General features: G+C 40.6%; 16 protein-coding genes and 1 pseudogene. 5 read left to right on the top strand and 12 right to left on the bottom strand.

Annotated features, from left to right (window positions below):
• Positions 1-361 precede the first annotated feature (361 nt).
• The 6 genes from AC1F2U_RS18245 to AC1F2U_RS18270 form a co-directional block, all read right to left on the bottom strand.
• Complete coding sequence (locus AC1F2U_RS18245; protein WP_180277558.1) at positions 362-859, bottom strand: PAAR domain-containing protein; 498 nt, start codon at positions 857-859, stop codon at positions 362-364.
• Between the two features lie 72 nt (positions 860-931).
• Positions 932-2,668, bottom strand: a complete 1,737-nt coding sequence (locus AC1F2U_RS18250) for a VgrG-related protein (protein ID WP_480262382.1) — start codon at positions 2,666-2,668, stop codon at positions 932-934.
• Between the two features lie 71 nt (positions 2,669-2,739).
• Positions 2,740-3,312, bottom strand: a complete 573-nt coding sequence (locus AC1F2U_RS18255) for a CIS tube protein (RefSeq protein ID WP_480262383.1) — start codon at positions 3,310-3,312, stop codon at positions 2,740-2,742.
• A 37-nt stretch (positions 3,313-3,349) separates the two neighbouring features.
• Positions 3,350-6,985: a hypothetical protein gene (locus AC1F2U_RS18260; RefSeq protein WP_480262384.1), complete on the bottom strand. Its 3,636-nt coding sequence runs from the start codon at positions 6,983-6,985 to the stop codon at positions 3,350-3,352.
• Between the two features lie 23 nt (positions 6,986-7,008).
• Positions 7,009-7,533 (bottom strand): phage tail protein, encoded by a 525-nt coding sequence (locus AC1F2U_RS18265; protein WP_480262385.1) that lies wholly within the window; start codon positions 7,531-7,533, stop codon positions 7,009-7,011.
• Positions 7,533-7,772 carry a hypothetical protein gene (locus tag AC1F2U_RS18270; protein WP_480262386.1) on the bottom strand — a complete coding sequence of 80 codons (240 nt, stop codon included), beginning with the start codon at positions 7,770-7,772 and terminating at the stop codon, positions 7,533-7,535. Before AC1F2U_RS18270 ends, AC1F2U_RS18265 begins: the two co-directional genes overlap by 1 nt.
• 192 nt (positions 7,773-7,964) lie before the next feature.
• Between AC1F2U_RS18270 and AC1F2U_RS18275 the strand changes: the two genes are divergently transcribed.
• The 4 genes and pseudogenes from AC1F2U_RS18275 (at position 7,965) to AC1F2U_RS18290 (ending at position 12,569) form a co-directional block, all read left to right on the top strand.
• The gene (locus AC1F2U_RS18275) at positions 7,965-9,629 is read left to right on the top strand and encodes an eCIS core domain-containing protein (protein ID WP_480262387.1); all 1,665 of its coding nucleotides are present in this window, start codon (positions 7,965-7,967) and stop codon (positions 9,627-9,629) included.
• Between the two features lie 403 nt (positions 9,630-10,032).
• A pseudogene (locus AC1F2U_RS18280) lies at positions 10,033-10,584 on the top strand (REP-associated tyrosine transposase).
• A 212-nt stretch (positions 10,585-10,796) separates the two neighbouring features.
• On the top strand, positions 10,797-10,976 hold the full coding sequence (locus AC1F2U_RS18285) for a hypothetical protein (protein ID WP_480262388.1): 180 nt from the start codon (positions 10,797-10,799) through the stop codon (positions 10,974-10,976).
• 231 nt (positions 10,977-11,207) lie between these two features.
• Positions 11,208-12,569, top strand: a complete 1,362-nt coding sequence (locus AC1F2U_RS18290) for an eCIS core domain-containing protein (protein WP_480262389.1) — start codon at positions 11,208-11,210, stop codon at positions 12,567-12,569.
• Between the two features lie 9 nt (positions 12,570-12,578).
• On the opposite strand, the gene AC1F2U_RS18295 is transcribed toward AC1F2U_RS18290, so the two are convergent.
• Positions 12,579-13,451 carry an SDR family oxidoreductase gene (locus AC1F2U_RS18295; protein ID WP_480262390.1) on the bottom strand — a complete coding sequence of 291 codons (873 nt, stop codon included), beginning with the start codon at positions 13,449-13,451 and terminating at the stop codon, positions 12,579-12,581.
• A gap of 78 nt (positions 13,452-13,529) precedes the next feature.
• The gene (locus AC1F2U_RS18300; protein ID WP_480262391.1) at positions 13,530-14,273 is read right to left on the bottom strand and encodes a tetratricopeptide repeat protein; all 744 of its coding nucleotides are present in this window, start codon (positions 14,271-14,273) and stop codon (positions 13,530-13,532) included.
• A gap of 641 nt (positions 14,274-14,914) precedes the next feature.
• Between AC1F2U_RS18300 and AC1F2U_RS18305 the strand changes: the two genes are divergently transcribed.
• A complete protein-coding gene (locus AC1F2U_RS18305) occupies positions 14,915-16,651 on the top strand; it encodes a trypsin-like serine protease (RefSeq protein ID WP_480262392.1) in 1,737 nt (578 codons plus the stop codon).
• Positions 16,652-16,736: 85 nt separating this feature from the next.
• Here the strand turns inward: AC1F2U_RS18305 and crtO are convergent, their stop codons facing one another.
• The 4 genes from crtO to AC1F2U_RS18325 all read right to left on the bottom strand — a co-directional run bounded on the left by crtO (position 16,737) and on the right by AC1F2U_RS18325 (position 22,645).
• Positions 16,737-18,431 (bottom strand): beta-carotene ketolase CrtO, encoded by a 1,695-nt coding sequence (gene crtO / locus AC1F2U_RS18310; RefSeq protein WP_480262435.1) that lies wholly within the window; start codon positions 18,429-18,431, stop codon positions 16,737-16,739.
• 105 nt (positions 18,432-18,536) lie between these two features.
• The gene (locus AC1F2U_RS18315; RefSeq protein ID WP_322671294.1) at positions 18,537-19,295 is read right to left on the bottom strand and encodes an LmeA family phospholipid-binding protein; all 759 of its coding nucleotides are present in this window, start codon (positions 19,293-19,295) and stop codon (positions 18,537-18,539) included.
• Between the two features lie 103 nt (positions 19,296-19,398).
• Positions 19,399-20,775, bottom strand: coding sequence for a cytochrome P450 (locus AC1F2U_RS18320; protein WP_480262393.1), 1,377 nt, complete (start codon positions 20,773-20,775; stop codon positions 19,399-19,401).
• A gap of 487 nt (positions 20,776-21,262) precedes the next feature.
• A complete protein-coding gene (locus AC1F2U_RS18325) occupies positions 21,263-22,645 on the bottom strand; it encodes a cytochrome P450 (protein WP_480262394.1) in 1,383 nt (460 codons plus the stop codon).
• Positions 22,646-22,714 lie beyond the last annotated feature (69 nt).

Below are 22,714 nucleotides of genomic sequence, written 5' to 3' on the forward strand. Positions count from 1 at the left end.
ACTCTGTGATTTATTTACTTGAAAAACGCTGTAAGGTTCGCGGACGAGTCTTTGATACTCGTGAATGAGCCTTTGATACTCGCGGACGAGTCTTTGATACTCGCGGACGAGTCTTTGATACTCGCGGACGAGTCTTTGATACTCGTGAATGAGCCTTTGATACTCGCGGACGAGTCTTTGATACTCGCGGACGAGTCTTTTATATTCGTGGACGAGTCTTTGATACTCGCGGACGAGTCTTTCATATTCGTGGACGAGTCTTTGATACTCGTGAATGAGTCTTTAATACTCGCGGATGAGTCTTTGATTTAGAATTCCACTTCTCTACCCCCCTACTCCCTCATCCCCTCCACCTCATCAATCAGCCGCCAATCAAAACAGTGGGATTACCTTTGATAATTTTATTCGGTGGGCCTAATGCTTCTATAATAGTGTCGCCCATACGACAGGCAGGCAGGTTGTTAATAAACACTGTCTTGCTACCGTCAATTACAACACCTGGCCCATGTGGAGGTACGGGCGAGGGTGTGGCGCAATTATGAATATCAGCACCTGCGGCAGCAGAACTGATTGCGCTACTCATAGTAGATGCTGCTGTTGTCTTTGTAGTTTGTTCGGCGGCTAAGGCAGCAGGTGCTCCTGGTGTACCAGCCGCCGCCTTGGTAGCAGTCTCAGCTGCTAGGACAGCCGTATCAGAAGATGTTTTAGCAGATAGCAAAGCTGGTACTGCTGCTGCAAGCACACCCCGCCACGCAGGTAAAGACCCAATCAACACATTGGGACTACCTGGGCCTCCTGTCAATACTGGCGGTAAGGGATGCGCTACATTGTCGGTAATTCTTGCTGCTGGTCGACCCATGACAATGCCCTAATAATATTTTTCACGATCAAACTTTAAAAAAGCCCAATGAAAATAATTCGTAATTCGTAATTAATTAAGGCGAATCATCGCACCTTTGACTGTAATCGTACCCCTGGCTGAAATGTCTATATTTCCAACAGCATCTAATGACAAATTACCTTTTGATTCCACTGAAACAGACCTAGCCATGTCGTCCATTTTGATTATATGACCACGTTTGGTTTGAATCACTATGCACTTTTGACTATCATTAAGATAGATTTTGTGACCGTATTTAGTTTCTAGGCTAATACCTGTTTTACTAGTTAGTTTATCTTCCTCGATAAACTGTAGAGTATGTCCGACACGAGTTTTAAAGGTGCGTAATCTTACCCCACGTTTTGTAACTGAGTCACGCACTTTTTCTGGTGGTGCATCCTTTCCGTTCCATACTCCGCCAATTATGTAGGGACGGTGAATATCGCCATGCTCAAAACCTACCAGTACTTCATCGCCTATCTCTGGTAAACAGTCGAAACCTCTGGTTGGGCCTGCTCCCAAAGTTACAACTCTCGCCCAGTCACTTGTATCCTTTTCTGTGAGGGTAGGAAACTTGACCTTGACTCTACCCCATGCCTGTGGGTCTTGGTTATCAGTCACAATTCCCACTAATAAAGTCTCAGATGGCTGTAGGCGTTTTTCTGTAGATAGAGTTGTGAATAAGTTACCAGAACGTAGTCCCCGCACGCTGAAATCAGTTTCATAAACCCGCTTACTGTAGAAATGGCGTGTTTCTGTAACATAATACTTACCACTATAGCGATCGCCCATACCCTGAAGATCAATTACTCGCCCCGGTCGAATCTCAGGATTACCCTCTGCCTTGGCATCTGCATAAACAAATTCTCCTCCCAGTTCATCACACAGAGCCTGAGCCATAGTCTTTGCTTGTTTTGCGCTGGCAACAGGTTTATCTACAACAATCATTTCTTGGGACTTAAGATTGGTAAATGCAGTACTGGTAGTACTTCCTAGCTGATTACCTGTTTGAGTTAGTTGTTTCTCTTTCTTAACTGTTTGGGTAATCAATTGTTTCTTAGTATAGTCCCAGGCACGTACTTCCACAGAACTCACTTGTTGGGCACTGGTGACGCGAGTACTAAATTTATTAATCTCAACTAGCCATTTTAGTGGTAAAGCTGCCTGAGGTTTTGGTTTGCAAAAATTTATTTGACCATCTGTAACAAATAGTTCAAAACCAATGCGGGCAGCCCTTTCCCGCAAAAACTCCATATTAGTTTGGTTTTCTTGAAAGACATACTTATGCACTTCACCACTTAGGTCTATATTGCCAAGTTTTATCCCTACTTCTTTAGCTATTTTTTTTACTATGTCGCTATCCCTTTGATTCAAAAAAGAACGATTATAACGACCTCTGTGAAGACGATGGGAAATATCATAGCCACGAACAATCATATCAGCTTCGGATTTTTCATTGAAGTGAACTTCCATGCCTGTAATTTCGCCTTCAATCAAGAATTTTTCTCCCACATCTTGAAAATTCTTATCTAGAGTAGTACTCGAAGTAAAACCCAACTTCACTTTTTTCCCAATTTTAAACAATTGCTCATGTCGCCAAGGCTTGTTTTGTGGTTGGTCAGATGTGGGAATATAGCTATTATGTATGACTAGCGTAAACATTGCTGGCAAATGAAGGCTTTCTTCTATTGTCATTTCTAACAAATCCTTCATTAATTCAGGAGAAGCGGGTTTTCCTTCTATCACGATTTTAGGTTCGCTTAAATAAAGGCTTTTTTTAGGAGGCATAACTATTATTTGGTAACTAGGAAATGTTCAGAGCAGCCTTTAATTGCAAAGTAGCGATACATTAATATTTATCATTTCTTAAAGTTTGTTCGCTCGGTTTTTGCCACCTTTGGATCTAGCGGAGTCTTTTGACCTTGGGAAGCTGATTTTTTTCCTCCAGGAAGATTTTTTTTATCTACTTCTTGCAATGCTATATCTACCAGTGCCCTTACTGGCGTACCATCACTCAGAAACATATTTAAAGTGTAAGTTAGATTCGTGATTACACAATAAAAATACTCCGATCCCCATGTAAATATATAAACAGGTGGACGACTGTCAACTTTTGTAGTGATAGTTTCTACACCTTTTTTAATGTTGTCTATATACTTTTTCATCACTGACTCTTTCGTTTCATAAGTATCATAGAGTAACTGTTTGAGTGTGAATTTGTAAGGTTCAACGCCAGAAAAATTTACTTTCGGAAGTAAAGTAGTTCCTCTATTACCATCTTTACTTTCCCACCTAACACTTCGAGCAAAACTAATGTCCGTGGGATTAAACATTAATTCAATATCTGGCGCTTCACCGTTATAAGCCATAAGTTTGGCTTTTTCAAGTTGTGGTTGACGCTTTTGGGTAACAATAATTGCTGGACTTGCCATTTGAGTATTTCTCCAAAATTAATTATTGAATAGAAATTTACCAAGGTAATCGACCTGAGTAACCGCCATGACGTTCTCGCTCAATTTCTATCCGTTGCCGTAATCTGTTATAAATTTCACGGGCTAGAGCTTCAAGATCAGAGGTATCATCTTTATCATCTTCTTGAGAAAATGAGGATGCGCTCTCTATCGTCTCTGTTACTGGTGCTATTTCTCTAGATATATCGGATGGAATAACTTCTCCACCATCAGCAAAACCTCTCGATGCAGGAAGGTGTTTAGCAAAAACCTGTGGCGATTCTGAAACCTGAGAAAATTCATAATTTTGGCTGTTAGATTCTACATCATTGAAATTAAAGCTAGTTAATTCATCATTATTTCCATTTAGTAAATCTTCCACGCTTGACCATTGAGAAGGTGTATTTGACCATTGGGAAGATGTATTATTGCTAGAATTTGCTTTTCGGAAAATCAGGGGAGGCGATGAGTATTGAGGTGAAGCTTCATCTACATGAATTGTTTCGTTTTGAAGAGGATTAAGCTGTGGAGAATTTAGGATAGAAAGGTTCTGTTTTCCAATATCCAACCCCAAGGAAGAAGGAATTAAAGAGTTGGATACATGAGGGGAGTGAGTCTCAGTAGTTTTTAGTTGTAATGAAATGTCTGGAAAAGAATCGACTTTAGTCGGGGTTTCTGGAGAGGTTATTTCTTCTGGTTCTTGAGCATTGGGTGTCTCTAAACTTGGAAGGATGATATCGTGCGGTGTCCCACCAGCGTTGATGTGATGTAGTAAAGGTAAATGCTTTTGTGCATCCCTGGTATTAATCACAAACTCCCCAGGCGTAAGCATTGCAGGTACAGTATCCGAGGGTGCAATTTGCTGACGATTTTCAACGGGGGAATCTGTTACGTGACCACCAGTAGCATAACCTTTAGGTGCTGACAAATTTTCTGCGATCGCATTTTGCTCAACTTGAGGTGGTGTACTTACCTCATTTTGTGGAGAGGTTGGATTATCTAAGGTATCAACAAAGGTTAATATTTCAGGATTTTCTTCATTTGTTACCGCAGAGGGAAATTCTGATTCTATTGTTTGTTCATTGTCAATAATTTTTCTGAAAATACTCGCAGTTTCACCAATCTCAGGCGATGTAGCGGTAAGTGGTGCGCTCGCTGTTTCACCAATCTCAGGCGATATGGCGGTAATTGTTGGCGTTTCAAAAACCTCAGGCGATGTGGCGGTAATTATTGGTGTTTCAACAATCTCAGGTAATGTGGCGGTAAGTGGTGCGATCGCAGTTTCACCAATCTCAGGCGATGTCGCGGTAATTATTGGTGTTTCACCAATCTCAGGCGATGTAGCGGGAAATGTTGCAATTACAGTTTCACCAATCTCAGGTGATGTGGCGGGAAATGGTGCGATCGCAGTTTCACCAATCTCAGGCGATGTCGCAGTAATTATTGATGTTTCACCAATCTCAGGCGATGCGGTGGTAAGTGGTGCGATCGCAGTTTCACCAATCTCAGGCGATGTCGCAGTAATTGTTGGTGTTTCACCAATCTCAGGTAATGTGGCGGGAAATGGCGCGATTACAGTTTCACCAATCTCAGATGATGTCGCAGTAATTGTTGGTGTTTCACCAATCTCAGGTAATGTGGCGGTAAGTGGTGCGATCGCAGTTTCACCAATCTCAGGCGATGTCGCAGTAATTATTGGTGTTTTACCAATCTCAGGTAATGTGGCGGGAAATGTTGCGATTACAGTTTCACCAATCTCAGGTGATGTCGCAGTAATTGTTGGTGTTTCACCAATCTCAGGTAGTGTGGCGGTAAGTGGTGCGATCGCAGTTTCACCAATCTCAGGCGATGTCGCAGTAATTATTGGTGTTTCACCAATCTCAGGTAATGTGGCGGGAAATGTTGCGATTACAGTTTCACCAATCTCAGGTGATGTAGGAGTAATTATTGGTATTTCAGAAATCTCTGGCGATGTGGCGGTAAGTGGTGCGATCGTAGTTTCACCAATCTCAGGCGATGTCGCAGTAATTATTGGTATTTCAGAAATCTCTGGCGATGTGGTGGTAAGTGGTGCGATCGCAGTTTCACCAATTTCAGGCGATGTCGCAGTAATTATTGATGTTTCACCAATTTCAGGCGATGTGGTGGTAATTATTGATGTTTCACCAATCTCAGGCGATGTGGCGGTAATTATTGATGTTTCACCAATCTCAGGCGATATGGTGGTAAGTGGTGCGATCGCAGTTTCACCAATTTCAGGTGATGTCGCAGTAATTATTGGTGTTTTACCAATCTCAGGTAATGTGGCGAAAAGTGGTGCGATCGCAGTTTCACCAATCTCAGGCGATGTGGTGGTAAGTGGTGCGATCGCAGTTTTACCAATCTCAGGCGATGTCGCAGTAATTATTGATGTTTCACCAATTTCAGGCGATGTAGCGGTAAGTGGTGCGATCGTAGTTTCACCAATCTCAGGCGATGTGGCGGGAAATGGCGCGATTACAGTTTCACCAATTTCAGGCGATGTAGCGGTAAGTGGTGCGATCGTAGTTTCACCAATCTCAGGCGATGTCGCAGTAATTATTGGTGTTTCACCAATCTCAAGTGGTACTAATATAGGCTGACTTTCTGTAAACTCGCTAGTAGTAGTCTCAAGATAGCTGTCACGTTGCAGTGAAGTCAGATTTGCTGAGACATCTGAAATATTAACCACCATAGGAGACTGTGACTCTGAAATTACTAACCGTTCATTATTATCATTTCTCAATAAACTAGGTGTGTCTTCAATATTGGCTGAGGTAGGTGTTAACTGAACAGGGATACTCGCTGGAGATTCACTTGAAACACTGGAATCAATTTTTTGTTGTATTGCAATCGGATTTTTTGCAACTGAAGACTCAGAATTAGGTGCAGCAATATTCGCCCCTATAGTATTTTCATCATTCGCTAAAGGATGGAGTAAAGTAGGTGCATCATTAAGTTCGGCTGAGGTAAGTGCTGACGGCAAAGCTAGAGAATTATCAAAGACAGCATTATCTAGCTGCAATGTAGGTATTTCCAAATTAGCCTCAACAGACAGAGGCTTATCTGATGCTAAGAAGCTATCTTTATTACCATCAATAGTAACATTGCTTTGAACAATATTCTTAGCTACAGATGATTTTACTGCTTTTTTAGATTTGGATTTGGGTTTTGTCTCAGGTGGCTGTTCAGATTTTTTTGCTTTTTTTGATTTAGATTTACCTTTAATATTTACTTGTTGCGAGGTATTATCACTTGTTTTTTTATCAATACGATTTGGCAGTATCTCTGAAATACTCTCTTTTACTAGTTCGCTATTATTAACCTGACTATTTTCAGGTAGAGCTATTGGCTCAAAAGAATCAGACTCAAGTAATGGCAAATCACTATCTATATCTTGATTATCCCAACTATCCCAACCTATTAATGGTTGTATCGATGGTTCATGTTCACGAGATAAGAAAAATTTAGAGGATGTGACTAATGGTAGTTTAGTTTGTATGGGACTAATAAAATTACTTCGGGAATGCAAAGAATGAGACTGTTTTCTCAATAGCATTCTATCAGGAATAGATAAAGATGATATTACCCCAAGGGGCTGAATATTGTTTCCTAGTGGAGATTGAATAATTTGCATAGTTATCGTTTAAAAATAGCCAATTAGCTAGAAACGAAATATCCACTTTTTTGATTTCGTTGTACGGAAGTGCCTCCTCCTGTAGACCTTGCAACTTGTAAGCCTTCATAAGCTAAAGTTAATTCTTCAATGGCAACTGCCTTACCATCTGCTTGGAGTGCAGGTGTTTTCCAGGTTATAGGAATAGCACCAATCAAAGTCCAACTCATCATTGTCTCACCGGCTTGATTGAAAATTAGAATATTGACATTGCGTCGAGATGTTTTCTTTTTTTCATCAAAAACTGCATTCATCCAGTTCCAAAAACCTGGATGATCGGTAAATCCTCGTTTAAGAGTTATGTCTGCAAATTCTGTATGACCTAAATAAATTCTTTGCTGGTCGTTAACACCACCTTCCTGAAACACATTTTTCTTAATTTGAATACTTAATCCTGAACATTCAGCGAAAGATGCAGCAATAGAACTGTCTATCTCAACGTAGAACCGATTAGTAGTGACATAATTTAATTCATGAGTAATGTTGCCATTATTAGCGCCTGTAGCCATCACAACCACCTTTGGGAATTATAATTACCTACCCTTTCTCCCTGCGATCGCAAATCTTCTAGCAAAAGTTTATACACGTGTTCTGTAAGCTGGTTCATCAGCAATGAGTCGTTGAGATATTTACTTGCCGTTTTAGCTGCCTTGCTGGAATCAGATGCCGCCGGAACCCCAGCGTAGCCAGCAGTCCCGCCAACATCTCCATCGAATGTGAAAAAAGTTTGTTGCTGTTTTGAGTCCATAAATAAAAAAACTCTCCCTAAATCCAGGCTAAAGGTAGTGCATCAGAATCAAAAGTAGCCAAAAGTCGAACTTAGTTTTTGCCTGGATTTAGACTTTGGGTGAATTGTGTTACAAGTGCGATCGCTGTACTCTAGATGCTTAGTAACAGCAAAATATTCATCTAGCTATTACTTGGGCATCTAGAGAAGAAAATGAGAGAACACGTCAGCCAGAAGAAAACTACTACAGGCTTCTCAATTCCATCCCTGAAACACCCGACACGCGGCTTTGGTTTAGAGTCGTCGGCAATTTCACGCCAAGCGGTTCCTGAAATACAACCACTCGATAAACCAGTCACTCACGATATCAGTCGCATACCACTGCGTAGTCCCCAAGCAAAACTCTCAATTAGCCAGCCGGGAGACATTTACGAGCAGGAAGCTGATAGCGTCGCACAGCAGGTAATGCAAAGAATGGCGCAACCTGTAAATCGCCAGTCTATCCAACGAGAAACATTGCCAGAGGATGAGGAAGAATTACAAATGAAACCTCTGGACATTAGCACATTGCAACGTCAAGAAATGCCAGAGGATGAGGAAGAGTTGCAAATGAAATCTCTGGACAATAGCACACTGCAACGGCAAGAAGTGCCAGAGGATGAGGAAGAATTACAGATGAAGCCGATGGCGCAGCGTCAGGGTGAGGCTGTGATGGCTGGTGCGCCAGACCTGGAAGTATCCATTAACCAAGCAAAGGGTGGTGGACAAGTGATGGCAGACAATATCCGCGAACCGATGGAACAGGCGTTTGGCGCAGATTTCAGTGGGGTGAAGGTTCACACGGATGGTCAGTCAGACCAGTTGAATCGGTCAATTCAGGCGCGTGCTTTCACGACGGGACAGGATGTGTTTTTTCGGCAGGGGGAATATAATCCAGGGAGTCGGGGCGGTCAGGAGTTGTTAGCGCATGAGCTTACACACGTAGTGCAGCAGAGTGGCGGGGCGGTGCAGCGATCGCCTTTACCAAACCAGGTACAGCTAACCGTTAATCAGCCAGGAGATATATACGAGCAGGAAGCTGATAGAGTAGCAGGGCAGGTAATGCAGACCATAAGCAAGCCTGTAAATCAGCAATCTGTGCAACGGGAAATTTTACTACAGGAAGAAGAAAATCAACTTGCCCAAATGAAGCCAATGGTGCAGCATCAGTCTGATGCTGGGAGTATTCCAGCAACAAACAATTCAGTGAAAAATAAAATTCAAAGGACAATTGAAAACATATCCGACCAGAGAAATAAAAAGAAAAAAGATATAAATGGCTTGGCAAAAAAAATCAGGGATGAAGTGAAGGGTTATGTAACTATAAAAATGATTGAAGAAAAACTAAACACTTTACACGACGAGCAAAATCGGAATTACACAGTGGATCAAGCAAAGGACAGTGTAAAAACTTTATTGAGTTTAGAATCAAAAGAACCTAAAAACCGTGACGATCTAGCGTCTGAGCATAAAGAGTCGATGATCGCACCTTACATAGCATTACTGGATCATTTGGCAGGAGAGGAGAATGAAGATGGCTCAGTAAAGGGTGGACATTTGCTCTCAGATATGCAAATACGATGGGGCAATAGGTTAAGCTACAAGGTGATCAGCGAGAATACTGACGGAGTATGGGAAATGGAGTGGGGGCTGGATTTGGGAACTAAAAAACGCAGTACAATGTTTCCTGAGCAATGGAGCAATCAGAATCTGAGAGATGCGTTGAAAACATCCGAAGTATCAGGAAAGAATGATGTGTTCTTACCCAATGGTGGAGACCAAATAAAAATAAAGAAAGCAGGAGATACATTTTATCCAGCGAGGGTTTCGGATAAGTAAGCGACGTACAAAACAATCCCTCATTAAGGGAACTCCAAAAAATAAATTATCCAATTTATTCCGGTTCTATTTCTCTTACTCTCCCTGCCCCCTGTCCCCCTGCCTCCATAACGATGGGATATTTTTTTAGTTTGAAGTACCTAATAGGACGATATTTTTAGACCTTGAGTGAATTGTATTAAAAGTGCGATCGCTGTACTCTAGATGTTAGTGCGATCGCCCGATCTTGTAGGGTGCGTTAACGAAGTAACGCACCGAACCAATGATTTGGTGCGTTACGGCATAAACAACCAAATCGCCTGTCAAAATATCCAAATACGAACGCCTAACGAACCCTACAAGAAATATTGATTCGGCATAAACAATGGGTATTTTAAGACAATCGACTCATCAATGAATACCTATGCCCAACTACCGCCGAGCAAAACTTCCTGGTGGTACTTATTTTCTCACTCAAGTCACTCATCATCGCTAACCTTGGCTCATCAGCGACATCGCACGCCTTGCACTGCGCGCTGCTATCACTCATGTACGTCAAAAATATCCCTTCACCATCGACGCATTTGTGCTATTACCCGATCATTTCCATAGTTTATGGACATTACCAGAAGGAGATAGCGATTTATCAACTCGAATGCGATTAATTAAAACCTTTGTCACCAAACAGTATAGTAAGCAATTGGGAATTAATACTGATATTTCTACCTCTCGACAAAAACGACAAGAACGCAATTTATGGCAAAGAAGATTTTGGTAACATCTGATTCAGGACGATAGAGATTTTGCCAAACATTGCGATTATATTCATTACAATCCTGTGCGGCATCAATTATGTCTGACTCCACAGGATTGGCAATTTTCAACTATTCATCGGTTTATCCAGCAAGGTGTTTATCCGCAAAATTGGGGAATGATTGAAGTTCCAGAAGTGCTTAACAGTATTTGGGATATTTAGAAGAATTGGAATGTGGTGCGGTGCGTTACGCTGTCACTAACGCACCCTACTGGACATGATTGAAATTCAGAAAGCCGAAGATACATTTTATCCCAAATTGAATTAAACTGCGATCGCCAATCTTGTAGAGGAACAGGGATATCTTCGCAGGGGAAGAAAAAGTCTTTTTGATTCGGTGAAATTGGATGATTTATTTTTTGGAGTTCCCTTACTTGAAGACAAAAGTTACTTCAGGGAAGGCAGAAGTTGCTACAGACTGCGCGAAACACCGAAACGTGAAGGCGGAAGCTCTTACAGGGAAGGCGGAAGTTGCTACAGACTGCGCGAAACACCGAAACGTGAAGGCGGAAGTTAATTCCGGGAAGGCAGAAGCGCGATCGCATCTCTTTTAAGTTGAGTAAATGGACATGAAATTGTCTGTCAAACGATCGGAATTTGCCCACCCTACACCTCTTGAAGTGCGTAGGCGCAGCCCGCCGCAGGCATCGCCTAATACTATAGGATAGGTTTCCCAAAAATTTAGACTTCAGGTGAATTGTGTTACAAGTGCGATCGCAGTAGTCTAGATATTATTAACAGTAAAATATTGATCTACCTACTGCTTGGGCAATCTGGAGAAGAAAATGAGAGAACACGTCAGTCGGCAGAAAAAAACTACTACAGGCTTCTCAATTCCATCCCTGAAACAACCGATACGTGGCTTTGGTTTAGAGTCGTCGGCAATTTCACGCCAAGCAATTCCTGAAATACAACCACTCCATAAACCACTTACTCACGATATCAGTCGCATACCACTGCGTACCCAAGCAAAACTCTCAATTAGCCAGCCTGGAGACAAATACGAACAGGAAGCTGATAGCGTAGCACAGCAGGTAATGCAAAGAATGGCGCAACCTGTAAATCGCCAGTCTATCCATCGAGAAGCATTGCCAGAGTCAGAAGAATTGCAGATGAAACCTCTAGCGAATTCCATCACTCCTTTGGTGCAACGAGAAGCATTGCCAGAAGATGAGGAAGAATTACAGATGAAATCTCTGGACAATAGCACACTGCAACGAGAAGCATTGCCAGAGGATGAGGAAGAATTGCAAATGAAATCTCTGGACAATAGCACACTGCAACGAGAAGCATTGCCAGAGGATGAGGAAGAATTGCAGATGAAATCTCTGGACAATAGCACACTGCAACGAGAAGCATTGCCAGAGGATGAAGAAGAATTACAGATGAAGCCGATGGTGCAGCGTCAGGCTAAGTCTGGGATGGCTGCTGCGCCAGACCTGGAAGCGTCCATTAACCAAGCAAGGGGTGGAGGAGTGGCGATCGCAGACAACATCCGCGAACCGATGGAGGTGGCGTTTGGCGCTGATTTTAGTGGGGTGAAGGTTCACACTGATGGTCAATCAGACCAGTTGAATCGGTCAATTCAGGCGCGTGCTTTCACGACGGGACAGGATGTGTTCTTTCGTTCGGGAGAATATAATCCTGGGAGTCGGGGTGGACAGGAGTTGTTGGCGCATGAGTTGACCCATGTAGTGCAGCAAAAGGGGGGAGTATTAGATACCGCAAATGTGCAGCGAGTGTGGGGGAGTGGACTACCTGCTAGTGTAAAAGCACCCCCTACAGAAGACCAAAAAGGCAAGGCAAAAGCCGAAGAGGAGCAGAAAAAAAAAGCCCAAGAGCAGGAGCAGCATCAACAAGAAGTACAGAGTTTCATCAATAAAATTGAAACCTTTATACAAACGAATGATGGAACAGCTGATGGGACAAAGACGGGAAGATGGAATTATTTTCCAACCTTTAAGATTTCACAAAAAATTTGCGATGACGCGATTAACGCATGGAGGGGAAAAAGCGGACAGAACTACCATGTGCTTGACAGTCACAGAAATAATGAGGGTTATATAAATTTTTTAAGGACAGATCCCAAAAAATCATCTCCTACAAAGTCTGTAAACGCGAATATCCATGTATACATATCCAATTAACACTAAGCTTTAACTGAAGTGTATTGCCTCTAATTCTTCCCTTACAGATAAAGGCTGATACCCCAATGCAAAAGCTTTGGAACTATCCAAAGAAACATCAGTTGGTCTAGGTGCTGCCATTTTCACATCTTGTTGCCGACAGGATTTAAGTCTAGTGGCGGGAAGTTGAAATACTTCTACTAATATCTGTCCAAAATCATAACGTGAAATCCGCTCTTTGCCACCTAAATGAATGATGCCATTAACTTTTTCTAATGCTAGTAAGAGTCCTTTGGCGGCAGATGTTCCACTTACTGGTGTACGAAATTCATCTATAAATAAACTTAGTTCTTTTTCGGCTTCTAAAGTTTGAATAAATGGCTGAATAAAGCTTTTCGCTGTGGGTGTTGCTGCACCAAACATCAACGGCATTCGACACACTGCGGTCATGGGATATCTTTCTAGCATACCTGCTTCTGCCATGACTTTTTGCTCACCGTAAAGATTAACAGGACACACGGCATCTGTTTCTTGATATGGAGCATTTAAACCATCAAAAACTAAGTCGGTTGAAGTAAAAGCACAAGGAATAGAATTATCCGCGCAAAGTTCGGCAATATTGCAGGATGCTATAACATTAATTGCGTGCGATTCTTTGGGGTTTGTTTGACAAAAATTTGGTTGCGAATGTGCAGCAGTATGAATAACTGCTTCTGGTTTGACATCATTAAAGATACTTTTCAATTCCTGAAAATTTGTTAAGTTCGCTTTTAACATTTTCATGCCAGGAATTTCTAAAGAATGGGATAAGTAAGTACCATAAATCTCCCATTCTTGTTTTGCAACCTGGCAAAGATGCCATCCTAAAAAACCACTTGCTCCGGTGATTAATAATTTTTTCATGTCTAATCGTAAACCGCTCAAGAAAAAATACTTTCTACAGCAGGCTTATATTTTACACTGAGTAGTGGCGATCTAATACTATTGCAGTAATTCCTGAAACTGCTTTTTACTACGCACTTTGCTAAAGTCTGGGTCAGTTTTTGCTAACTTCTTGTATTTATCAGGAACAAGCTTGATTGCTTTGTCTAGGTTCTCAACTGCTAATTCTAGATTGCTTTGTAAAGCATAAGAGCAAGCTTTGTTGTAATATGCTTGGTGCAAATCTTGCTTAATGGCGATCGCTCTATTATAAGATGCGATCGCATCTTGGTAGCGGTGCAGCTTTGTTAGAGCTATGCCTCGGTTAATTAAGGCTTCATATTTGTCGGGTTTGATCGCGATCGCTTTGTCGTAAGATGTAACTGCATCTTTGTAACGTTGCAACGATGTTAAGGCGATGCCACGATTATACCAAGCTTCATATTTGTCGGGTTTAATCGCGCTCGCTTTGTCGTAAGATGCAAGAGCGTCTTGGTAGCGTTGCAACGATGTTAAGGCAATGCCACGATTAATCCAAGCTTCAGGACTCTCAACTTTGATGGCGATCGCTTTATCATAAGCTTTTATGGCATCTTCATAATTTTGTCTATCTAATAAATTGTTACCTTGATGAAAGTAATCTTCTGCTTTTTGGGTAGCCTTCGCTTCTATGAAAAGTTGGGTTACATTGCTTTCTTGGACAACCTGTGTAGTATTTTCTGCCGATGAGTTTGCCCCACCACTACAGCCAAATGCCAAGAAAGCTATCAAGCCAGATGCAACGAAGCAGTGCCGAAAAACCATGCTGTACCTACAAAAATTATTAGATGATGTTCAAATTTGTTAGTTTTTTGAGTATTATTAAAATACACTACTTTTTACCCATTAATTTACTTATATTTATTTTTCCAAAGAATTTTGTTGACGATGCATAAAACTTTATTAAAATCAAGAGTGTATAATACTATCATATTAAATACACATAAAGCAATCGCTTAGAACCTACTTTACTCAAAAAACAATTATTTGTGTTGCTATATATATTGCGTAGCTGTGACTCATCGTAAACATCGCACTCGTGTAGTAATTCACCCTGATGAAAAGCTTCTTCAATCCGCCAATGCCGACGGTATAAATCAGCCAGGATCGCAGAGGTGAAAACAGAAGTAATCTCAGAGTAGTTAGTTTTTCCGACCTCTATCTCTATTAATTAGTTTTATTTTTTGGTTCAAAATAAAATTGAAAGTAAGCTCTAAATTATTGATCGATCGTAGAAATAATTTATATTAAAAATATGGCAATTTAGAGCTTTGATATCACTTAAAAACTTAGTAGCAGGAAAAATTCTCATAAAAATTGCTAGTGGATTCATAATGCCATGAAATAATTTTTGGCATTAAGATTGTATATTTTGTATTCATCATTTTTATTTAGGATATGAAAGTATGTCTATTTTCTCCCCTGATGGTCGGACAAAAGTTAGCGACACGACAACTTTTCCATTTAGTGCTATAGGAAAGATGAGAATAAGTTGGAAAGGCCCAGATGGGGTTATTAATACTGCTGATGATATTATCATCAACGGTTCTGGTGCCATGATTGATTCCTACCACTTTTTAACAGCAGGACATTGTGTGTATGACACAAGATATGGGGGTTGGGCAGATAAAATTGAGGTGATGCTTGGTTCTAAAGGAAATATCATTGCTGGTACAAACCGCTCTGACTATGAATACTATAGTGAAGCCAAATCTGTTTACACACGTTCTTTTGAAGGATGGACTCAAGGAGATCAAACTAAAAGCGAAACTTTTCAATACGATATAGGATTGGTAACTCTTGACCGCAATATTGGAAACTTCACTGGCTGGTTTAACTATGGATATGACGATAATCTCAGCAGTGGAACTTTAATGAATGTCACTGGATACCCATCTGATAAGTTTGATTCCAATAGCGATGGAAAATTTGACAACTATGATATGTGGACTCAGAGTGGAAAAATCACAAGTACAACTGACTCGATCTTGCGTAGTAATGAGCTAGATATCTTACCTGGAAATAGTGGAAGTCCTCTCTGGCTTGATAATTCCAATACAAATAAACCGACTATTTATGGAGTAGCTTCAAATGAGACAACCACCAACAACACTCCGCTTTACAACGAGTTCGCCCGAATTACAAGCACTCGATATAATGAAATTCAAAACTGGATCGACGAAGACACGACCGCGCGCCAACCCACTGACAAAGCTGATTTAGTAGATTCTGATGTGTGGTTTAACACAACCCTTGGAAGTTTTAGTAATAACAATATCCAATATGGGGAAAATTTCAGCATCACAGTCTATCCTCGCAACAATGGTACAGCCGCGACAGGCACTTTCTCGGTTTCATTTTACGCTTCTACTGATGCCAATATCACTAATAGTATTGGTTCTCATTACTTAATTGGTAATACAACTATTTCTTCGATTAATCCATTCAATTCGGGAACAGCGACTTGGAACGGTGCGTTTCCTAATATCCCAATTGGAAATTACTATGTTATTTCATTTTTAGATCCAACTAATTCAATCCAAGAGTTTGATGAAAGTCTAACCAGCAACCAAAAGGTATTTAGAACTTTACTCACTGTTGCCAATAGTACGCCCATTTCCACACCTCTGACTGTTTCATCAACCGTTACCTCGCCTTTATCAGCCAATGAAGAAAATCTCACTTTAACAGGTACAGATGAGATTAATGGGACTGATAATACTAGTAATAACAATCTAAATGGTGGAAATGGCAATGACATCCTTATAGGGGGAAGTGGTAATGATACTTTCGTTGGAGGTTTAGGTAACGATACCCTAACGGGAGGAACTGGATCTGATGTTTTTACTATTAATACCCTTTCAGAGGGTATTGATAACATTACAGATTTTTCATCCTTAGATGACACAATTTATATTTCTAAAATAGGGTTTGGAGGTGGACTTAGTGAAGGTATACTTCAAGCCACGCAATTTTTTATTGGTTCAGTAGCAGAAAATAGCAGCGATCGCTTTATCTACAACAATAATACAGGGGATTTATTCTTTGATGCTGATGGTACAGGCTCATCCAGTCAAATCCAAGTTGCTCAAATAGGAATAGGTCTAGCCATGACTAATACAAATATTTTCGTGATTGCCTAAATAATCTAGGATTTATACTAGTTCAATTAATGATTGCAACGCATCCTTGGGTAAAGACGCGATGAATCGCGTCTCTACAAAAGGCTTAATTAATGCCAAACATTGACTCGACAGTTGACTTAATCGAATCCCGCGCATCTTTCAAACTTTGGCTAATGGGATGTTTTGCCTGCAAAAATGCGCGTGCACAATTGCGTCCCGGCATTCCCGAAATTGAACCACCTGGATGAGTCCCTGCACCAGTCAAAAATAGATTATCAATTGGTGTTTTGTAATTGGCTATTTCTGGTAATGGACGGAAAAATATCATTTGATCTAGAGTCATGTCAACATGGTAATAATTCCCTTTGTATGCACCTAATCTTTCTCCTAGTTCGGCTGGACTTTCTACCCGACGGGCAATAGTTGCATCTTTGACATTGGGTGCATAGTCTGCCAATTTATCAATCACCTTATCTGCAACTTTGTTTTTCAATTCATCCGTCCAACCAGTACCTTTTAAACCAGTACCTTCTGCACCAGCAATTTGATAAGGGGCAAAAAACTCAATCCATAAAGTGTGCTTGCCTGGTGGTGCTAATGTGGGATCTAAATAACTAGGCATCACCACATACATTGATGGGTCAGCATCAGGAATTTCTCCCAAAGTACATTTACTATGAGCCTGTTCTACATGAGCTACAGAATCAGCAATCAAGATAGAACCGACGAGATATTCGTCTTTGTGAGCGTGGTGTGGAAAGCGCAGGGGTTCGTCTAAAGCCAAGTCTATTTTGAGGATAGTTTCGTTGTTGTTAACGATGCGGCGTTCTAGTCTTTCCCATAAATCTGGATCGGCTCCATCAACTTCGCTTTTATCAGTCATTTGCAAAAATAACCGCTTGGCATCAATATTAGAAATAACCCCGTGTTTTGCGCGATATTCTTTACCACCAGCAACCCGCACGCCTACAGCTTTGCCATCATCAATTAAAACTTTTTCAACATGCTGGTCTGTGAGAATAACGCCACCTTTACTTGTGACTAAATTCACCAAAGCTTGCACAAGTGCGCCTGTCCCGCCGCGAGGTCTGGCCATCCCAGGATTATGACGCATTGCCATCATAATTGCACCAATGGCAAGGGTTTTTTGTGATGGCGGCGCACCAAGTTCTGCTGCTAGTCTTGCTAGTGGCGCTTTTAGAAATTCTTCATCAAACCACTCGTTAAGTAAATCTTCAGCGCTGGTTAACATCGTGCGAATGAAGTCCAGCGTTTTGTTAGGGGAACCAATAACTGAAACTAAATCTTTCAGTTTGGTGATGTCGTAGTTACCAAGGATGTCTATAACTGATTTTGGCGGTGCATTAAACATCGGAATCATTGCACCCAATGCCCTCTGCCAAAAGTCTACAAATTCTGCGTATTTTTTGGCATCACGTTCGTTGTAACGGGCGATTTCTGCACAAGTCTTTTCCACTGACTTATGTCCTAAGAAATACTTACCATCAGGATGAGGACAGAAAACAACTGGATCGCACTCCAAATAATGCAAGCCGTATTTTTCTAGTTCTAATTCTTCAACAACTGGCCCTAAGTGAATAAATTCATGGTCAATCGCGCACAAATTGAATTTAAATCCAGGAGCTTCTTGGGGTAAACATTCTTCAGTTGTTGCTGCACCACCGATAACAGAACGCTTTTCTAGTAACAGGACGCTATAACCAGCTTTTAGCAAATAAGCTGCACAAACTAACCCATTGTGCCCAGCACCGATCAGCACAACATCATACTCTTGCATAGTTGTCATTTTGAAATTAAGTAGCTTTTAAAAGCTTACAAAACTTTTAAAAAATTTACATCATTCCCTAGTTACAAAAACTATCCTTAACTATTGTCAATACTACTAAAGAGATAATTCAGTAATTGATGATGGTATTTGCTTCACTTGAGTTTCTACCAGAAGTATTAAACTACCCTTTTCTACTTTTATATCTTTAATCTTGAACGCCATATCTTCCCATTTTAAAGATGGTAGATTCATCAGTTCTTTGGCTTTTTGCATTATTGCTGTAACTAATTCTATTGAAACACCCTCTCCCTCGGTGCAGTTAAAACTCTCCAGCATCGCGGGTTGTGAATGAGTCCGTGGACGAAGCACCGCAGTGTAGGCTAAAGGACGAGTATTTCCCATTTCCTTTAACAGCACTCTTCCCCTACATTCAATTTTGCCTTCACCAGGTAAAAATACTTGAATTTTTTGCGGCTCAAAACTGACAATCTCGCCATCTACATCCAAATCAAAGTTTTGCATCTGGCTACTAACAAAGTCTGATGCCAAAGTGCGGTTCATATCCACTTCTGTGAGTACAATCCGAGCAATGGCATTTACAGCCTCATTGAGTTCTATTTGACCAAAAAGAGCGCTAAAGGGATTGATGTCAATACTATCTGTTTGCAGTTTTATTTCCTGTACGCGAATGTCTTCTTTAATCACTAATCCTTGACCAGTCACCGAAACTCCATCCGCTTGTCCTTGAAGTATTTTTAACAGATCGGTTTTTACATCTATTTCTATTTCTTCTACTTCATCTAGCTGATTGGATACTTGTTTTTCAGCTTCTTGGGATAAAAATTGTTCTTCTAACCGATGCTCATTAGGCATGAATTACTAATTCTCATAAATGTCCTCTTATTATTTACTGTAAAGGTTAGATACTAATAAGCGGCTCTATATTACGATATATGCAAATTGGAGGATTGAGTAATTAAGTAGAAAGTATTGTTTGTCTTTTGAGTTTTGCTTTTTTAGTAACAACCATTTTTACACCGCCGCTAGGGACAATTGTAATTCCACGACGGACTGGATGCACAGGACGTTTATCAGTAAGGCTTAATTCAAAACGGGATAATATTATGGCTGTGACTAATTTTAGTTCGTACATGGAAAAGGCTGCACCAATGCAACCGCGATAACCTCCACCAAAGGGTAAATATTCGTAAGGTGAAAATTTTTGGTTGAGAAATCTTTCTGGCTGAAACTGTTCTGGTTCTGGGTAAGTCTCGGCTCGGCGATGTGCTAAATAAATACAGGGAACTAAAACTGTTTCTGATGTAAATTTATGCCCCATAATTTCCACTTTATCTTTTACCATTCGCGGTGTGCAAATTAAAGCAATAGGGTGAATTCGCAGTGTTTCTTGACAGACGGCGGTGAGATAAGGTAATTGTGCAATTGTTTCAGGATTTGTGAGATTGTCCAAGGTATTTAGTTCTTGCATTAGCCGATGTTTCACTTTTGGGTGAGAGTGAATTAAATAAAATATCCAGGCTAATACACCAGATGTAGTTTCGTAACCCAATAACAATAATGAAACTAGTTGATCGCGTAATTCCTCATCTGTCATCTGTTGCCCATTTACGTCATACGCTGACATTAGCAAACTGAGAATCTCTGTACGCGCAGCATCATTTTGCCAACGTCTTTCAGAAATTTCTGCATAGATGAGTTTGTCAATTTGCTCTCGTCTTTTTAAGAAAATTCCCCAAGGACTCCATGCGCCTAAATCTTTTTGCAGCGAAGGAAAGAAAAACAAGCTGGAATACCAAGGTTTAGTTACGTCTTCTAATAAAGAACTCAATTGTTGTTTTAATTGTTGGTAACGCGCACCATGAGTAATCCCAAATACCACTTGCAAGATAATTTCTAAAGTGATATTTGACATTAATTTGTGTATACAAATATCTGTACCTGATGTCCAATTTTGTGTAACCTCTTCAGTAATTTGGCAAATTGTTTGTCCATAAGATTTTAAATTATCGCCATGAAATGCTGGGAGTAATAGCTGTCGCTGTTGTTGGTGCGATCGCGCCTCTTGAAATACAATAGAATTCTCACCAAATAAGGGTTTAAATACATGGGTTGCTTTCTTAAAATCTAACTGGTGTGCAGGGATGGCAAAACAATCACTAATTGCTTGAGGATGGCTAAAAAATACTATCAGTGGCGACTTTAAACCCATTACCTGTACTGTGAAAACATCACCATACTTGGCAGCATTATTTTCTAAAAACTTTGTTGGTTCAGCAATTAATTGCAGAGTTTGTAGCAACGCTGGTGTGCGTAGATTATCAAATAGTTTCATTGTTTATTCAATACTTTTAGAATTTAAGAAGGCGCAAATAATTCAATTCGCTTAGGTTAAGGCTTACTTCTGTCTAAGACTCCTTAAAAAAGATGCAATTAGAGCAAGTTTTTATAATATTTTCAGGAGATAATCGGGAGTTACCTAGCATTAAGTGAATTGTAGTGGTAATTAATCGCTATTAATTTTTACAAAACTAATAATACTATTTTTTCTGATTTTTAGAGATATTTATAGAAACAAATTAATCATTCTTTTTTGAATAAACCGCCTATAATTACGTCTTTTGGTGATATTAAAATTTCTTGTATTAGTGTATATAATCAACTTTAAAATCCATTCTTTTTCCAGTTGCAGTATATAAAAATTCCCCATAAACCTCCTTAAAAGAGAACTATGGGGGATTATTTAAAAGCATTGAAAATCTATCTAAATATATAGATGGAAGTTGAAAATTTCCTGAACGCAACCATCAAACTCCCCAGCATCAAACAGTGGTTGTCTGTAAAATAGGAGACTTCACCTGACGTTGACTCTTGACAACCATCTCAATCGGACGATCTGGGCCTGTCACCAAACCACGGCGTTTAGGTCGTACTTCGCCTTTATTAACTAGTTCTAATTCCTTGCTAGAAAGGATTTGAGCAAGTGCTAGCTTCATTTCCAACTGAGCGAATGCTAGCCCAATACAGCGTCTAGCACCACCCCCAAAGGGCAAGTATTCATAAGCAGAAAATTGCCGTTCTAAAAAGCGTTCTGGCTTAAACTGCTTAGGTTCTGGATAAATATCTTCCCGTTGGTGGGTCAGATAAATAGAACCAAGTAAGACTGTACCCGGTTCTAGTTCGTAACCGCCTAGCGATATCGGTGTTTTTACTTTTCTGGGAAAAGTTAGCATACCTACTGGGTAAATCCGCAATGTCTCGGAACAAACAGCATTGAGATAAGGTAATTTGAAAACGGTGCTGGGATCTGGGTTATCGCCCAAACTATCTAATTCTTGCAGTAGCTTTTGGCGCACTGATGGTATTTTGTGAATCCAGTAGAATGCCCATGCTAAGGCTGTCGCGGTGGTTTCGTGACCAGCGACTAACAGAGTCATTAATTCATCGCGCAACTCTTCATCGGTCATGGATTGACCGGCTTCATCTTTAGCAGCCATGAGTAAGCTAAGAATATCCGTGCGTGATGAATCTGCTTTTTCTCGACGTTCCCGAATTTCCTCGTAGAGGAGTTCATCAGCTTCTTGCTGAAGGCGCATCTGGTTTCCCCAAAAGTTAATCGGGCCAAAATCCCTTTGCAAAGGTGGAAAATAAAGCAAAGCCACACTTAAGCGAGAACTGGCCTTTTCTAAAAGATCGCCCAAAAAATGCTGTAGTTTTTCGGCGCGAGGCCCTTCATATAGACCAAATACAGCTTGCATAATTACCCGCAAGGTAATAGCTTGGGTTGCAGACCGAATATTAAAGGGTTTACCTATCTGGTATTGGCTGATGACTTGCTTGGTGACATCGGTAATCACCTGACTATAATTCCGCATTCTTTCGCCGTGAAAAGGAGGCATTAACAACTGGCGTTGACGCTGGTGTTCTGCGCCGCTAATGCTAATCACAGAATGCTTTCCCAGCAATGGTTCAAATACCTCATTCAGATCGCCAGGGGCTTCTAATTCCTTGGTGTCAGTTGTCAAAATTTGCTGTTGCGCTTGGGGGTTGCTGACAATCACCATAGGAGGAAGATTTTTGTTTAATCTGAGAGTAAAAATCTCGCCATAGCTTTTGGCACAATCCTCCATAAATGACATCGGATTAACAATCCAACGCAGCATCTGTACAACTGCTGGAGTTTGCGGCCCATTTGGGAATTTCATAAATTTTTTTCCTACTAAATATTTTTTGCTACTTAAACTAATTGAAATCTTGCTTGCGTGACCATTTAA

The sequence above is a fragment of the Nostoc sp. LEGE 12454 genome, assembly GCF_056620565.1.

What these genes read in the sequence shown, in the direction of transcription:
- AC1F2U_RS18290 (WP_480262389.1), top strand. Translation starts at nt 11,208, where the DNA reads ATGAGAGAACACGTCAGTCGGCAGAAAAAAACTACTACAGGCTTCTCA.
- AC1F2U_RS18275 (WP_480262387.1), top strand. Translation starts at nt 7,965, where the DNA reads ATGAGAGAACACGTCAGCCAGAAGAAAACTACTACAGGCTTCTCAATT.
- AC1F2U_RS18325 (WP_480262394.1), bottom strand. Translation starts at nt 22,645, where the DNA reads ATGAAATTCCCAAATGGGCCGCAAACTCCAGCAGTTGTACAGATGCTG.
- AC1F2U_RS18305 (WP_480262392.1), top strand. Translation starts at nt 14,915, where the DNA reads ATGTCTATTTTCTCCCCTGATGGTCGGACAAAAGTTAGCGACACGACA.
- AC1F2U_RS18300 (WP_480262391.1), bottom strand. Translation starts at nt 14,273, where the DNA reads ATGGTTTTTCGGCACTGCTTCGTTGCATCTGGCTTGATAGCTTTCTTG.
- AC1F2U_RS18265 (WP_480262385.1), bottom strand. Translation starts at nt 7,533, where the DNA reads ATGGCTACAGGCGCTAATAATGGCAACATTACTCATGAATTAAATTAT.
- AC1F2U_RS18270 (WP_480262386.1), bottom strand. Translation starts at nt 7,772, where the DNA reads ATGGACTCAAAACAGCAACAAACTTTTTTCACATTCGATGGAGATGTT.
- AC1F2U_RS18260 (WP_480262384.1), bottom strand. Translation starts at nt 6,985, where the DNA reads ATGCAAATTATTCAATCTCCACTAGGAAACAATATTCAGCCCCTTGGG.
- AC1F2U_RS18255 (WP_480262383.1), bottom strand. Translation starts at nt 3,312, where the DNA reads ATGGCAAGTCCAGCAATTATTGTTACCCAAAAGCGTCAACCACAACTT.
- AC1F2U_RS18245 (WP_180277558.1), bottom strand. Translation starts at nt 859, where the DNA reads ATGGGTCGACCAGCAGCAAGAATTACCGACAATGTAGCGCATCCCTTA.
- AC1F2U_RS18320 (WP_480262393.1), bottom strand. Translation starts at nt 20,775, where the DNA reads ATGAAACTATTTGATAATCTACGCACACCAGCGTTGCTACAAACTCTG.
- AC1F2U_RS18250 (WP_480262382.1), bottom strand. Translation starts at nt 2,668, where the DNA reads ATGCCTCCTAAAAAAAGCCTTTATTTAAGCGAACCTAAAATCGTGATA.
- AC1F2U_RS18295 (WP_480262390.1), bottom strand. Translation starts at nt 13,451, where the DNA reads ATGAAAAAATTATTAATCACCGGAGCAAGTGGTTTTTTAGGATGGCAT.
- crtO (WP_480262435.1), bottom strand. Translation starts at nt 18,431, where the DNA reads ATGCAAGAGTATGATGTTGTGCTGATCGGTGCTGGGCACAATGGGTTA.
- AC1F2U_RS18315 (WP_322671294.1), bottom strand. Translation starts at nt 19,295, where the DNA reads ATGCCTAATGAGCATCGGTTAGAAGAACAATTTTTATCCCAAGAAGCT.